Consider the following 15412-nt stretch of genomic DNA (forward strand, 5'->3'; position numbering starts at 1 on the left):
CCGCAGGGTTCAGAGATGGTAGAAATCGAGCACGGAGTTGATCGTGTCGTTGAGCAGAACCACGTGTTTGCGGACGATCTTCCAGCTCTCGCCGTCGGGGCGCAGGCGGTAAGTGGCGCGGCCGAAGAACTGCTCGGCGGTTTGCATGCGGTAATACAGGGTGTTCCAGTTGACGTGCACCTCGAGCTCATCATCCTGCAGCGGCGCGATGCGCACGTTGCTGATCAGGTGCAGGGTGCGCGGCATCGGAATGGTCGACGCCGCCTTGCCCGTGCGAATGCGGAACACCCGGTCTTCCAGGCCGCCCCGATTGGGGTAATAGATCAGTGACATGCCTTTTTTCGGGTCAGTGGTGTAGACATGCTCGGAATCCCATTGCGGCAGGTGAAATTCGCTGTCCTCACTGAACATGGCCAGGTAGGTGTCCCAGTCCTGGGCATCACAGGCCTCGGCGTTGCGATAAAGAAATTGCTCGACGCGGTATTGCAGTTGCGAATTCATGTTTCACACCTCACGCAGTTTCAACGGTTGTTGTTCGGCCGCCTTGCGCGCCAGGCCTTCGAGCAAAAAGCGCTGCCAGTTGGCGTGCTGATTGACGTACAGGCCTTCATGGGTGAATTCGGTGCCGGTCAGTGCCGGAGCGATACCAATGGTTTCGCTGTTGCGGGTGGCGCCCTTGACCCACTTGCCTTCGCCGCGGGAAATGTCACTCCAGCGTTCAAGGCGGGCCTGGAAACCGCGCTGGGCTTCACGGAACTCCACCAGATCATCGGGGGTACCCATGCCGGAGACGTTGAAGAAGTCTTCGAACTGACGAATACGGTTTTCCCGATCGGTATCCGACTCGCCGACGACCCCCAGGCAGAAGCTGTTGATCTCGGTCTTGTTCCAGGCCAGTGGACGGATGATCCGCAGCTGTGAGCTGATCTGGTCGAGGAAGAACATGCTCGGGTAGACATTCAGGTTGCGCAGGCGATGCATCATCCACTCGGCCTTGCCTTGGCCATGTTCCTTGACCAGTCGCGGCATGATGCTGGCGTAACCCGGGCGCACGGCCGGGTTGGGCATGTCGCTGAACAGCACGCTGTGGCCGTTGTGGAAAGCGAACCAGCCGTCGTCGGTTTCCTTGTCACCGGCGCCCAGTTTGCTGTAGTCCAGGGTGTCGCTGGCGGTCAGGCCTTTCTCGGCATTGACCTGCTGGCGGTGCTGCACGGTGGCCACGTAGTTGTAATGGACGGTGCTGACGTGATAACCGTCCAGGCCGTTCTCGTTTTGCAGTTTCCAGTTGCCGTCATAGGTGTAGGCCGATTTGCCCGGCAGCACTTCGAGCTGACCGGTTGGCGACTGGGCCACCATCATGTCGAAGAACACCTTGGCGTCACCGAGGAAGTCCTCCAGGGTGTCGGTGCCATCCACGTTCAGGCTGACGAACACAAAACCGTTGTAGCTTTCGATACGAGCCTTTTTCAGGCCACGGGTCGCCTTGTCGAAGCCTTCGGGGTATTCGCCCGGCGCCTTGACCTTCACCAGGCGGCCATCGCTTTTGTAGCACCAGGCGTGGAAAGGGCAGGTGAAGGTCGACTGGTTGCCCTTGCCGACGCGGGTGAGGGTGGTGCCGCGGTGCTGGCAGGCGTTGATCAGGGCGTTGAGACGACCTTCACCGTCGCGGGTGATGATCAGCGGCTGGCGACCGGCACGCAGGGTCATGAAGTCGTGATTATTGGCGATTTCGCTTTCATGGCAGGCGTAGATCCAGTTCTTCTCGAAAATCAGTTCCATTTCCAGATCGAAAAGTTCCGGGTCGGTAAACATATCGCGGGCAATACGATAAACGCCGTCTTGCGGGCGGAAGTCCAGGCAACTTTCTATATAGCTTTTCCACTGTTCGATACTTCGTGCAGTTGTCATTTCCCAGTCCTCGGCCAATGGGCTAATTCACGCCTTCATTTAATGACGGGGTGGCGAACAGGGTCTATCCGCTTAATAGTGGAAACTCATCCGGAAAATAAGCCCTGATCCCCTGTGGTTAGCGGTATGACCCAGTAATAATTGGGTTTTTACGCGCCGGGTGGCTGAGCAAATGGCTATTTGTCTTCCAGTAACGGGATAGCCGCTGATGAACTTGTTGCGGCTTAATCTCGATCCAAGCACCACCAGAGTGTCTCGCTTCAGGTCAGTAAAAACTGCCATTGCTAACGGCCTTGGGTTCTGTGCCAGAAGTGCCTTCTATTTATGTGTTGCTCTATAAGCAGCAGGGGAAGAAATAATATGTTGGATAAAGCGTGGCTGGTTCGTGGAGTTCAAACATTTGGTTTGTTGGCGCCATTGTTGGCACAGGCGGATGTGGTCAATGACAGCAAGCTGACGCTGGGCACCCGAAACTTTTACATTGATCGGGATTACAAGGAGAACAACCCACCCCATTCTCGAGTGGGCAGTTGGACCCAGGGTTTCGACCTGCGTTTCGCCTCCGGCTACACCGAAGGCCCGGTGCAGTTCGGCCTCGATGCAGAGGGTCAGTATGCCTATCGTCTGGACGGCGGAGGCGGGCGCGGCGACGACACCATCATCCCTTACAGCCAAAGCCGTCAGGAGCAGGCCGATGAATACGGCCGCGGCGGTGTGACGCTGAAGATGCGTTATTCGAAAACCGAGCTGAAAGTCGGTGAGCTGCGGCCGTTTCTGCCGGTGGTGATCATTGACGATTCGCGCCAACTGGTCACGACCTATCGCGGTGCCTTGCTTGAGTCCAAGGAGGTCGACCGTCTGACATTGACCGCCGGACGGCTGACGGAGATCGGGGCGCGTAACTCCTCCAACTACGAAAAGCTGTACCTGCAGACCGGTTCCGGCGTGCGCCATGGCAGTGACGGCCTGAACCTCGCCGGTGCCAGCTATGCCTTGACGCCCTCGCTGACCGGTACCTACTTCTACGCGCAACTGGAGGACATCTATCAGCAACACTACCTGGGCATTACTCATCTGGCAGACCTGGGCGACGGTTATGGGCTGAAGACCGACCTGCGTTACTTCAATAACAACGAAGACGGCGACGCACTCTACGGGGACATCGACAACCGCTCCTACGGCGCCATGACCTCGCTGAAAAAAGGCGGGCACCGCTTCGGTGTGGGATACCAGCGCATGCTTGGCGACAGTAACTTCCCGACCCTGGGTGGTTATGTACCACAGCCGTTTCTGGTGAACTGGTCGCGCGTGGGGTTCATCAAGCCCAACGAGAAATCCTGGCAGGTTCGTTATGACTACGATTTCGCCGCCCTCGGCGTGCCCGGCCTGAATTTCATGACCCGCTACTTCAAGGGTACGTCGGTGGACCGTGGCGACAACCTCAGCCAGGCAGCGGAACAGGAGCGCGATCTCGTGCTGTCTTATGTGGTGCAAAGCGGTCCGCTCAAAGGCGTGGGTGTAGAGGCCGGAAACGTTGTCTCTAAATTCAGTCACGGCAACGACTGGGCGGAGAACCGCTTGATCACCACCTACACCTGGAAATTTTGGTAACGTCCTGCCCTCAAATCGAACGCGGTTGTGCGCTGAAGTGACGCCTTGGGTAGCGCATTACCCATGGCGTTGACCATGGCCGGCACCGTTGCTGTGCGCATCAACACCGCTCAACGCGTTCGATATCCAGATAGTTTCCGATTACTAGCCAAAAAATGCGGATATCGCCTGTTCGCACCGGCTGGGCATAGCCCTTGCAGACCCAATGTAAATACGCGCCGAAGAGCGTGTCGATGTCTATTGCCGTGGGTGTACTGAGATGACCGAACCAAATGTTGCCCAGTTTCGAGATATCCGCATAGATCGCTACGACCTGGCCGGTGCCCGTGCGTGGATGGCAGGCATTTGCGGGCCGCACGAACTGCAGACGAGCCAGCCAAACCGGATTCAGTTTCACCACAAGGCCAATGTATTCAAATCCATGTCCACGACCTTGGGCCGAATGGAATACGGCACCGACGTGACCATCGGCGTCGAGGATGCAGAACACCTGAATTGCTACAGCCTCAGCCTGCCGATTCGCGGCGAGCAGGAGCTGATCAAGGACGGCCGTCGTTTGTACTCCAGCCAGGACCAGGGGCTGATCGTGACGCCCCATGAAACCCAGGCACTGACCATGGCCGGAGACTGCCACAAGATCTCCGTGGTGATCACCCGCATGGCCATGCGCCAGACCCTGGAAGGCATGCTGCAACGCCCGCTGGAAATGCCGCTGAAATTCGAGCCGGTGATGGACGCCGTCAACGGTGCCTCTGCCTCCTGGTGGCGGCTGGCCCGTTACTACATCGATGAGCTGGAGCGCGGTCACGATCTGTTCAATCAGGTGTATTTCACCCGCGATATCGAAAGCGCGATGATAAAGGGACTTATTCTTTCCCAGCCCAACAACTACAGTGCCGAGCTGCGCGACCAACTGGGCGCCAAGTTGCCGTACTACCTGGTACGCGCCAAGGACTTCATCGAAAGCAACGCCCGCGAAGACATGCACCTGGAAGACATCGAGGCGGCGGCAGGTGTGTCCCGCTTCAAACTGTTCGAAGGCTTTCGCAAGCATTTCGGCGTCTCGCCCATGGCGTACCTGAAAAAATTTCGCCTCGGCGCCGTGCGCCAGGAAATCCTCGAAGACGCCTCGGTACGTAACATTTCCGTGATCGCTATGTGCTGGGGGTTCTCGCATCTGGGTCGGTTTGCCAGCGAGTACCGCAAGCTGTTCAACGAAACGCCCAGTGCCACCCTGCAACGCAGCGAAGCCCGTCGCAATCGGTCGCTTTGAGATGACGACATTACAAGCCGCCACCGCCAACAGCGTAGGTCTGAACCTGTCGCTGATGTGCCGCGAGCCGGTTTTTACCAGTCGCTCGGCGCAGGAAACCCAGCGCTTGATGGGGCAAGCGCTGGTGGAACATGAGCTGGATTGGCCACGTGGCGGCGTTGATACGGCGTTCTATCGCGGCCAGGTCGCCAGCTGCGAGCTCTATGCGCTGCGCTACGGCGGCCAGGTAGAAATCCGGCCGCAACCATTCGAAGATTTCGTGTTGGTCCAGATGCCCTTGCGCGGCAAGGCCACCCTTGAGTCCGACGGCATGGGCTATGGCGTGAGCCCCGGAGAAGTGGCGATTCTGTCACCGCGTGAACACGCGAGAGTGGTGTGGGAAGAGGGGTGTGAGCAACTGATTCTCAAACTGCCCCGGACCTTGCTCGATGCCGGCCAGAGGGCGCTGGCCGATGACTTGCCGTCTGACTTCACGTTGGCGCCGGTCAGCCGCTTGCAGCGCCCACTGGCGATACGCTGGTTTCGTCTGGTGAGCGAGTTGCTGGAGCACTTGCCCGAGGGCGAGGCGAGCGCAACGCCTTCACGCTGGTTACAGCATCTGGAGCAAAGCCTTCCGCTGTTTCTGCTCAGCCATTGTGGTGTTGCGCAACAGGCGTCGCCTTCGCCGCGCCAGCCCGCCCGCCAACTGCAAAAAATCGACAGCTGTATGCGCGATCACCTTGCGCAGGGCATCACCCTGGCTGAATTGGCGGTTGCTGCCGGGGTGAGTATTCGTAGCCTGCACACGTTATGCCAGCGCGAATACGGTCAAAGCCCGATGGACCGTTTGCGCGGATTACGGCTTGAAGCCGCTCGGGATTACTTGCTGGCGCGGCCGCACTCCAGTGTGACTGAGGTGGCGCTGGAGTTCGGGTTCGGACATGTGGGGCGGTTTGCCAATTATTATCGGCAGCGGTTTGGAGAGTTGCCGAAGCAGACGATGAAGTCTCAGGCATGAGCAGGAAATGCCAAAACGAAAAAACCCGCCAGAAGGCGGGTTTTTCGGGGGTTTCAGAGATCTTTGAAGCCTTCTCTGGAACCTTATATGGCTCCACGACCTGGACTCGAACATGGCACCTGTAGGCCGCATAAATACAGGGAAACTCCCAAATTAAAACAACGGCGTACCCCTTCACGTACCCCTAAATAAGAAACCACTGCGAGGCGACAAACGGTCACCTAGAACCTAGGCATTCGCAGCATGCTCTTCATCCTAAACCCAATGGTCCCCTTCAGTATCTGCTCCGCCAGCTCAGCGTCAGCGATGCAAGTCTGTCCGCTTTCCGTCACGACGAAAATTGATTCAGGAATTCGACCCTGATTGCGCGCCTGAATGATGGCGGCTTTTGATATGCCGACGCGTCGGGCGATCTCAGTGATGGTGCATCGCATGACACTTCACCTCGCGGCTACTTTCTGGAAGCGTATTTCAGATGATAGCTTTTTCGTATTGCGAGGCTTGGTGGGCTAAGGCCTAACCAACTTTAATGAAATAATCCCTAACATATATGGCAATCCGTGCGCGGCAACAACCCAGTCATGTTGCCGGTCAGCATCGGCTGAAATAGGCCGATTGTTTCCTGCCGCCAAGGGCTGCAGACCGAAAGCAGCCACTCAGTTGTTCCTATGGAACCTGAGATCGTTTATTTCCGATTTTTACCAGGTATGGCAGACTCCTCGTCTTTCGCGGACGCCTTACGAGTAAACTATGGAGATTCGCCAGTTCAGAATCGGGGATGAGACTGCGTTGTTCCAAGTTTTTTACTCTGCCATCCATAAAGTCGCGTCACGCGATTACACTGCCGATCAAATCGATGCTTGGGCCCCTGCTGATCTTGATCAGGCGCTTTGGGCGGAGCACCTCCGAAATCTCCGCCCGTTCGTCGCCGAGTCAGAAGGGAAAATAGTGGGCTATGCCGACATCCAACCGAACGGTTACATCGACCATTTTTTTGTCTCGGGTACTCATCCTCGGCAAGGAATAGGCACCTTACTCATGAACCGAATTCATGAAGAAGCCAGGTTTCTTGGCATTGACGAGCTAACTTCAGATGTCAGCATAACGGCTGAACCGTTCTTTGAATTGCACGGTTTTCATGTAGTGCGACGAGGATTTCCGATCCGTCGGGGTATAACTCTTCAGAATGCATTGATGCAGAAAAACCTAAAATGCGGCACATGAATGCTCGGGTTGGATCAGCGACCACTTCGGGTAACCTAAAGTCCTTGGCAACAGGCAACTATGGGTCGGTTAGCGACGGCCTGACTTCGACCGTCGCTATGCATAGTCAAACCTCAGTCTGTTCCACCATCTCCAAGGCGTCATCGACCTCGATCCCATAATCGAATGGTGCTCTCCAGCTTCGTATGGCCGACCAGCAGAAGCTTATGAGTAATGGGCACGACCTGGCGCGGTGGAAACCTCAGCTCTGCGAGTGCACCTTGATGCCGCATTTAACCGACGACCGCTCTTGGGCGTTTTCTGCCTATCACGAGGGGCAGGAAACGGCCAGTAGCGGACGGTCACGTGGCTCTGTTTTCGCCCCATAGCTGACGGTGGCGACAGACAGGCATCGGCCCAAAAGCGGCCTGTCGTGACACCTAGAAAAGCCAGGTACGAGTCAGCTGAACCATTCGGGTTAGATAATTTTATCCGCGAGCTATCCCCCTCAAAGGTAAGCTGCTGCCGCACCGATGAGGGATTGTTCGAAGTAATTGATTTATCTACGACCCCTCAACTAGGTTGATCAATCGTAGGAAGCTGCGACTCTGCACAAGATTCGGATCAGTTTCTTCTAAAATTTCGAGTATCTGGGCCAATTCGTACGGAATATTCTCCGCACTATTTGGGATGACCGCATCAATTAACTGCAAGACAGCCTCTGGATACATAACAGTCAAAGACTGTTCATCCCTTGCGCCTCTACTGAAGCGATAAAGCCAATGCCTCACTCCCTCTACCGGAACCAAAAATCGGAAAACAGAATTAAGTACCGTCGGAAAGCTCTCTCCAGTCTGTAATAGTAGAGAGACCCACGAGCGGACAAGAGTTGAAGTCCTGAATGCACGCTCCCTCGGCCATACTGTATTGATAAATGGGATAACATGAATAGACCAACCGTTTTCCTCACGTTGACCTATTTTCCCTAGCTGCGTTACTGAGTCCTGCCGGTTTTGGTCATTCATAGAGCGAAGGCAGTGTCGGGCTTCCTTGACGTTTAACCCATCCGGCTTGTCACTGTGGAAGACTGCAAGCTCTACAACAATCTGAGCTGCTATTTCGACAAGGCCGTGATCCCAGTCCCATAGGTAGATGGTCGGGAACAACTCGAGCAACAGTGGCTTGAGCTCCATGCCAATTTCTAGCGGAGGTATCTTCGCTGCCGACAAATAACCATTCCACGCTGGTTCTGATGCAGAATTCTCAAAGTTGAACCATGGCATGATCCGACCCATAACCCATTTGGGGTCGAGGTAATAAAGCCAGTTAATCTGCTGGGTAAGTAAGGATACAGTGTGGTCTGATTGATCCCCAGGGGCAGCAATCAGCAACTCTAAACGTGTCTTGAAATCCTCTGGAATCCCTTGCCCTTCGCTCAAACCCAGGGAGTTCAATGTATTGAGCAGCCCCTCTGTAGTGTTTCCAATTGGTCGGTTAAATGCGTAATCAACAGTACGCCGAGAGCGTCGAACTATTTCGCCAAATCCACGTATTTCCCCATCTCCACTTTCGCCGGCGCCCCCTTTACCAGCTGTCAATCCCGACACCAAATGGTCAAATGTTTTCCAAGCAAGGTCTTTATCGAACTGATAGGCCGTCAAGAATCTCTTTTCAATCCACTGCCCTATCGCGTACCGAAGCTCCTTAATGCTTTCATCTGGTAGCCCACATAACCTAATTAAAAAAAACCGGAACAACCGGGACTTAGTATTCTCTGGCCATTCTCGGATCAGAGTAGACCAAAACTCCTGAGGATATTCACCTTTTCTGGCTTCATACGACAGTGATGCTAGTGCTTTACGTGGATTAGCTTTGACTAGTCCGCTGAAGGGACGCTTTTCTGTAAAGCTGCGAAAGGCACGCTGCTGGCATATTTTAGCCTGCTCCAAAACCTCTTTTACAGGCAAGTCAATTATTGTGTCAGGGGCTTCATCCACGACGACGCTTCCAGAATAGCCGTAGTGTTGAGTAACAAAACTTGAGGCCCAACCGTCATTCCATTCAGGCAATTTGGCAATCATTTCGTCTAATCGCGCTGTTTGGTCTTTGGAAAGATCTCGACCTTGGAGAGTCAACCACTTTGTACAGCGGCATGCAATCTGAAGCTTGAAGTTCAGAAATTCATCTTCCGACCATTGTTCTCTCTTGTCTGGTCCGTTCAGTATCCGGTCTGCCAGTGCAATCCTGTTAGCTTCAGAGTATGACTCCCACCGGTCATTTATTAAAAACATCAACTCTCGGATAACTCCGTCATCCCAAAACAGCTCCTGATTCAGGTTTAATACAACCTCAGCGGCTTCGTCAGCCTCAAACAAATCAGCATGATTCATTGCGAATAGTTTGAGCTTCCTGAAATAATATTTGTCGTCGGTCGACCACATTATCGCGTGTGCACGTGTTTTGGTAGGGAGATGTCTAATCATCCGTATAAGCAGTTCGACGAACCACCGAAATGTGGCGTCGCGTTCATGCTCTTGACCATCTACCTCCCGGTTCGGGTAGCACGTAGGCGTGGTAAAATAATTTATGTTTAGATCTTTCAGCAACCCAGCGGCTCTGTGAAGGTGCCCTTCAACAATATTGAATACGGATTCCAGAGCCTCATCGGGGATGTCTATTGCCTCCCCGTGTCTATCAGGAAATTTTACTTCCCATACGGCCAACTCTGTGGAGCAGATTTCTTCCCAAGATTGAAATGGTGGCTTCGATGCCCCAATACCAAACGGTAGACTGTAAGATAGAATAGGCTTAGTTACGTCCTCGAAGTCCCTGAGTACGCTTGAGGTCCATCCCTCGACTTCAATCCTATCCTTTAGCTCGAACCAGTCACTGTCTTGGGAAAAATTTCGACTGTCGGACTGGTGTTCAAGAATGAGATTCCAAATGCGTCTTCCCTCTTGGTGAAGTTTTGTTTTTTTCCTTAGTTCACGTCGAATTCCAGCCATCAATCTCGGATGCAGTCCATTCTGACGCAGAGCCCACCAGGCAGTAACAGTGCTGCCCAGATTCTTGGAAATCCAGTTGGAGAGATAATTTAATCTTGGAGGCATTTCTTCGAAGCCTACTGCCTGCCGACCTCCAAGCCTGTGAGAGGCAGATGGATTGGTATCGCCACGACGCCATTCAAATATATTGTCATGCAGACTACGGAGAAGGCGTCCAGGCGCTAAGGGCCGAGGAGGATCGTCATCGAGGGCATATTCCTGAAAAGGGTCGAAAATCTCGGCATCCTCGCCGTAACTTTTACTTTTCTTAGCCACTCGACAAGCGGAGTCAAAAACACACAGCCACTCTGCCGGAGGAGAGGGATCAGCGCTTGCGAACAACCGTGCGCCTGGAGCAGTACGTACCAGATGGGTTACTTGCCCTCGTTCGAAGGCAGCGATCTGACGGGGACTTTGCATCGCCAAATCAATTACTTTGGACCTCCACCCCCGAGCGTTATCGGCCCGATCTGCCCAGGCTCCCAAACTTTGCCAAAGATGGGGGTGATCCTTGTAAGCAATTGCAGTTACGCCGCGATCACGCCATTTCGCTTCAATTTCCTCGGGATCTCCCTTATCAAATGCATAAAGGTTGGATCGGTCCGACAAACCATCATGGTTCAACCCCTGAAGGAGGTATCTCACTGGCGGGTCTTCAGCTTGGTAGCCAACCAGAACAACGGTGTAACTGCCTAGGAGGGCACGTATAAAGTTTGTCGCCCAAGCCTCAGACAAATACGCTCGTCCAAAGTCTGCACTACTAAGCACATAGGAATGCTGAGAGGCATCCGGTTCCTTAAGTCGGCCGTGAAGATAAATGAGACCCGTTAATGGTACTCCGAGGCTGATGTCTGGAAACGCTGGCGGCTCGTAGATAATGCCCGACTTTCCATCTAGGGTCTGCTCGAATAAAAGGTCAAAGTTAGTGGTCACGACCTGAGGATTTCCCGCTTGGTCTGACGATATTCTCGAAACAATTTTATGTTCTTTGCTTTCACTCCCCCCTGAGTCAGCACAAAGGCGCTCTGCGACTAACGCGTTAACATCGGCCCTTCCGTATTCCTGATAGAGCAGGTGAAAAATTTGGTCTAGAGGGGTCTTTGGACCTTCGTCCTCCTCTACCCATGGCTGAAAGGATGTCGCTACCTGAGACGACTCGGGCGGATCAAAAAAATCCATGACGTGTTTGGTGAGGTCAAGAAATGTTGGCATTCCAGCATTTAGGGAAACGCCAGCCCCACAGAGAAACACGACTCGGCCTTGATCTCGTCGCTCTAGTAATAAGTCAGGAATATTTGGTCCGTCACAAAAAAAGCGCATAGACGAAGTGCCACTCAAATTTAGATACCGGCCAAACTACTAAGCTATCTCTCAAAAGAAAAGGGGGTAAGAGGAAGACTGATTCGCCCCTGGTTTCGTAGTCACTCAATGGCCGCTTTTGGCCGACTCTGTTGAAAAAGTCGGTCTGCCCAAACTGCCTGAACATTGACTGGTTAAAACGCCTTTTTTGCACGCTGCTACGTGAAATCCGAGTCCGGAAGCCTCTGCTAAAAGTAAAGATTTCAATCTCGGACGCGTACTTTTCCGACGCGCAAACCATGCCCGACTTTTTCAACAGAATCGGCCGATTTCTGCCTTTTACGGCCGGCTGAAACCGACCCATAGAGGTCAACAAGCTTGGCGTTACCCCTATACCTGTGTAACAGGCAAAAACATCAAAGAGCCCCCCGATTAACGTCCACCTTCCCGGTCTCCAGCGCAGTTGGAGGCGCCAATTCGTCCCAAATCTTCAGAGTTTATAGATGCTTGAGGGTGATCTATTCGAGTACCCCACCAACTCACCCCCACTCCCCCCCGTTTTCCCCTCCTTTGAGGGGCCGTATTACGCGATCTGACTCATAGCATCGCGTCGCGGTAACTGAAAAAAACACAAAAAGTCACCGAGCAATCACCGCTCCCGAAACCTACGAGTGCCTCCCAGGGCTTGAAGCAATTGGTGCGCTATTGACTCGTCTGAGCGATTGACGCTCATTTTTCCTCATCCGTAATCGGAGTGCTGCATGATAAGAACAACAATGCACAGAGGCTTTCGGCCACACCTGTTGGCCATCGCTGTCGCTTCAGGCTTCAGTGCCCAGGCAAACGCTGTAAATTTCAATATCGGGGAGGTACAGGGGCAATTCGATTCATCGTTATCGGTTGGTGCCAGTTGGGCCGTGCGTGGTCCGGACCCGGATTTCATTTCCAATTTCAATTCCCAGGGCAAGCGTGGCGAGGCGTCGACCCGGGTGTCAGATGACAATCGCTTGAACTTCAAGAAAGGCGAGACCTTCTCGAAGATCTTCAAGGGCGTGCATGACCTGGAACTCAAATACGGCGAAAGCGGCGTGTTCGTGCGTGGCAAGTACTGGTACGACTTCGAACTCAAGGATGAACATCGCCTGTTCTATGACATTGACGACAGTGGCCGCAATGATCTGGCCAAGGCGTCCGGCGCAGAATTCCTCGATGCTTTTGTCTATCACAACTACACCATCGGCAATTTGCCGGGCAATGTGCGCCTGGGCAAACAGGTGGTGAGCTGGGGCGAAAGTACCTTCATCGGTAACGGTATCAACTCGATCAACCCGACGGACGCCGCGGCATTGCGCCGCCCGGGCGCCGAGGTCAAGGAAGGGCTGATCCCGGTCAACATGTTCTACCTGTCGCAGAATTTCACCGAGAACTTGAGCGCGGAGGCCTTCTATCAATTGGAATGGGAAAGCACCGTCGTCGATAACTGCGGCACCTTCTTCGGCTCTGATGCGGTGGCCAAGGGGTGCAATGACCGACTGGTGGTTTCCGGTCTGGACTTGGCGCCAGGCGTGGCCAGAAATACCGGTGGCGCAGCGGCAGTCGGTGGCTCAGCGGCTCAGGGTGGCGGTGTCGACGACGTCTACATTCCGCGAGTCAAAGACAATGAGCCGAGTGATAGCGGTCAGTTCGGCGTGGCATTGCGCTGGTTCGTTCCGGAAATGAATGACACCGAAGTCGCTGCCTATTTCATGAACTACCACAGTCGCAACCCATTGCTCAGCGCGGTTCGCACAACGGGGCCGGGTACGCCGGCCAGCTCATTGAATGTCATACGCAATTCACGCTACTTCGTGGATTACCCGGAAGACATCCGCCTGTACGGCTTGAGCTTCCAAACCAACCTGGGCGGTACTTCCCTGGGCGGTGAGGTCAGTTATCGTCCCAACATGCCGCTGCAACTCAACAGCCAGGACTTGATCAACGGCAGCATCGGCACCGCCACGTCACCACTGGTTTCCACAGGTTTCGCCACGAGCACGCCGGGCGGCGTGATCAATGGTTACAAACGCATGCCGGTGTTGCAGACGCAGATGACCGCTACCCAATTCTTCGATCAGGTCTTTGGTGCAAGCCGTCTGACCCTGGTGGGTGAGGTCGGGTACAACCGAATCAACGGTCTGGGCGAGACCGACGGTACCGACCTGCGCTTCGGCCGCAGCGGCATCTTCGGCAGCGGCATCCTGCCTGGTGCTGCCGGTTTGGCGGCTTGTCGGGGTTCGGTGTCGCAGGTTCCAGGGCAACCGGCAGGCGTAACCACGCCGACTAACCCGCAACAGGAGTGTAACGACAAGGGCTTCTACGACACCGATTCGTGGGGCTACCGTGCCCGTGCGCGTTTGGATTATCCGAACGTGTTCGCCGGTATCAACCTGGCGCCGAACATGGCCTGGTCCCATGACGTGAATGGCAATGGACCCAACTTCGAGGAAGGCCTCAAGGCCGTCAGCGTCGGCCTGGATGCCGACTATGCCAGCACTTACACCGCAAGCCTCAGTTACACCGATTTCTTCGGTGGTCATTTCAATACCAACGGTGATCGTGACTTCGTCGCGCTCAGCTTTGGCGCGAACTTCTAAACGAAGACAGGCGAGAGAACCTCAGCATGAAAACAAAAACAATGATGCAAACATGGGCGTTGTCATTGGCCCTGATCGTCAGCCAGGCAATGGCCGCCGTTACTCCGGAGGAAGCAGCCAAGCTAGGCTCCAGCCTGACCCCGCTCGGCGCCCAGAAAGAAGGTAATGCCGAAGGCAGCATTCCGGCCTGGACTGGTGGGCTCAAGCAGGATGCGGCGCCGGTGACGAACCTGTTCGTCGGCGACCCGTTTGCCGGCGAGAAACCACTGTTCACCATTACCGCTGCCAACGTCGGGCAATACAAGGCCCGACTAAGCGAGGGGCAGGTGGCCATGTTCAAACGCTATCCCGATACCTACAAGATACCGGTATATGCAAGCCACCGCACCGCGGCTAACCCGCAGAATGTCTATGATGCGGCGAAGAAAAGTGCGCTCAATACCCAGCCGGCCGATGGCGGCAATGGCTTGCTGAACTTCGCCGACTCGCGTTATTACGCGTTTCCGATCCCCAAGAGTGGCGTCGAAGTGTTATGGAACCATTTGACGCGCTACCGTGGTTTGAACCAGAAACGCGAAACAGTGCAGGCGGTGCCGCAGGTCAATGGTTCGTTCACCATTGTCCAATTGAACGATGAGATCGCGTATCCGCAGTTCATGCCTGCCGATGCCCAAGCTGACGCAACTAACATCCTGTTCTACTACAAGCAGGAAGTGACGGCACCACCGCGACTGGCCGGTAGCGTGACGTTGATTCACGAGACCATCGACCAGGTGAAAGAACCGCGCCTGGCGTGGGTCTACAGCGCCGGTCAACGACGGGTTCGTCGGGCCCCGCAGGTCGCTTATGACGGACCGGGCACCGCGTCGGACGGCATGCGCACCACGGATAACGGCGACCTGTTCAATGGTTCGCCCGACCGCTACGACTGGAAACTGATCGGCAAGAAGGAAATGTACATTCCCTACAACAACTACCGGTTGGCTTCACCATCGCTCAAATACGCCGATATCCTCAAGCCTGGCCATATCAATCAGGACCTGACGCGCTATGAATTGCACCGCGTCTGGGAAGTTGAGGCAACCCTGAAACCTGGCATGCGCAACATTTATGCAAAACGCCATATGTACATCGATGAAGACACCTGGCAGGCGGCACTGATCGACCATTACGATGGCCGCGGGCAGTTGTGGCGGGTGGCCGAAGGCATGGCCTATAACGATTATGCCAACGGCGTCAGTACCTATGCGGCCCAGGCGTTGTACGACCTGATTGCCGGGCGCTACCTGGTCAATGCCTTGATGAACGAATCCCGGCACGGCAGCATTTACGGTAACGCGGCGAATCTCGCCGATTACACCCCGGCAGCACTGCGTAGCGCCGGTATTCGATAACAATCGAAACACCGATTGAGCACCGCACCCCTGTAGGAGCGAGCCTGCTC

General features: G+C 54.7%; 9 protein-coding genes. 6 read left to right on the top strand and 3 right to left on the bottom strand.

Annotated features, from left to right (window positions below):
* Positions 1-9: 9 nt before the first annotated feature.
* Entirely contained in the window at positions 10-501 is a 492-nt protein-coding gene (antB, locus tag QMK58_RS10290; protein ID WP_320396223.1) for an anthranilate 1,2-dioxygenase small subunit, read from the bottom strand.
* A 3-nt stretch (positions 502-504) separates the two neighbouring features.
* Positions 505-1908, bottom strand: coding sequence for an anthranilate 1,2-dioxygenase large subunit (gene antA / locus QMK58_RS10295; RefSeq protein ID WP_053157825.1), 1404 nt, complete (start codon positions 1906-1908; stop codon positions 505-507).
* A gap of 360 nt (positions 1909-2268) precedes the next feature.
* Between antA and QMK58_RS10300 the strand changes: the two genes are divergently transcribed.
* The 4 genes from QMK58_RS10300 to QMK58_RS10315 all read left to right on the top strand — a co-directional run bounded on the left by QMK58_RS10300 (position 2269) and on the right by QMK58_RS10315 (position 7013).
* On the top strand, positions 2269-3519 hold the full coding sequence (locus tag QMK58_RS10300) for an OprD family porin (protein WP_053157828.1): 1251 nt from the start codon (positions 2269-2271) through the stop codon (positions 3517-3519).
* 259 nt (positions 3520-3778) lie between these two features.
* On the top strand, positions 3779-4792 hold the full coding sequence (locus QMK58_RS10305) for an AraC family transcriptional regulator (RefSeq protein WP_172681815.1): 1014 nt from the start codon (positions 3779-3781) through the stop codon (positions 4790-4792).
* A 1-nt stretch (position 4793) separates the two neighbouring features.
* A complete protein-coding gene (locus QMK58_RS10310; RefSeq protein ID WP_053157831.1) occupies positions 4794-5789 on the top strand; it encodes an AraC family transcriptional regulator in 996 nt (331 codons plus the stop codon).
* A gap of 750 nt (positions 5790-6539) precedes the next feature.
* A complete protein-coding gene (locus tag QMK58_RS10315; protein ID WP_320396224.1) occupies positions 6540-7013 on the top strand; it encodes a GNAT family N-acetyltransferase in 474 nt (157 codons plus the stop codon).
* A gap of 542 nt (positions 7014-7555) precedes the next feature.
* Here QMK58_RS10315 and QMK58_RS10320 read toward each other — a convergent pair.
* Entirely contained in the window at positions 7556-11374 is a 3819-nt protein-coding gene (locus QMK58_RS10320) for an SIR2 family protein (protein WP_320396225.1), read from the bottom strand.
* A 722-nt stretch (positions 11375-12096) separates the two neighbouring features.
* Here QMK58_RS10320 and QMK58_RS10325 point away from each other — a divergent pair.
* Positions 12097-13968 carry a DUF1302 domain-containing protein gene (locus QMK58_RS10325; RefSeq protein ID WP_320396226.1) on the top strand — a complete coding sequence of 624 codons (1872 nt, stop codon included), beginning with the start codon at positions 12097-12099 and terminating at the stop codon, positions 13966-13968.
* A gap of 26 nt (positions 13969-13994) precedes the next feature.
* Complete coding sequence (locus QMK58_RS10330; RefSeq protein ID WP_080758130.1) at positions 13995-15362, top strand: DUF1329 domain-containing protein; 1368 nt, start codon at positions 13995-13997, stop codon at positions 15360-15362.
* Positions 15363-15412: the final 50 nt, after the last annotated feature.

Origin of the sequence: Pseudomonas sp. P8_241, assembly GCF_034008315.1 — a bacterium.
Classification (GTDB): Bacteria; Pseudomonadota; Gammaproteobacteria; order Pseudomonadales; family Pseudomonadaceae; genus Aquipseudomonas.

Excerpts from the sequence above, each read along its gene's own strand:
- antB (WP_320396223.1), bottom strand. The coding sequence starts at position 501 with ATGAATTCGCAACTGCAATACCGCGTCGAGCAATTTCTTTATCGCAAC.
- QMK58_RS10305 (WP_172681815.1), top strand. The coding sequence starts at position 3,779 with ATGACCGAACCAAATGTTGCCCAGTTTCGAGATATCCGCATAGATCGC.
- antA (WP_053157825.1), bottom strand. The coding sequence starts at position 1,908 with ATGACAACTGCACGAAGTATCGAACAGTGGAAAAGCTATATAGAAAGT.
- QMK58_RS10330 (WP_080758130.1), top strand. The coding sequence starts at position 13,995 with ATGAAAACAAAAACAATGATGCAAACATGGGCGTTGTCATTGGCCCTG.
- QMK58_RS10315 (WP_320396224.1), top strand. The coding sequence starts at position 6,540 with ATGGAGATTCGCCAGTTCAGAATCGGGGATGAGACTGCGTTGTTCCAA.
- QMK58_RS10300 (WP_053157828.1), top strand. The coding sequence starts at position 2,269 with ATGTTGGATAAAGCGTGGCTGGTTCGTGGAGTTCAAACATTTGGTTTG.
- QMK58_RS10325 (WP_320396226.1), top strand. The coding sequence starts at position 12,097 with ATGATAAGAACAACAATGCACAGAGGCTTTCGGCCACACCTGTTGGCC.
- QMK58_RS10310 (WP_053157831.1), top strand. The coding sequence starts at position 4,794 with ATGACGACATTACAAGCCGCCACCGCCAACAGCGTAGGTCTGAACCTG.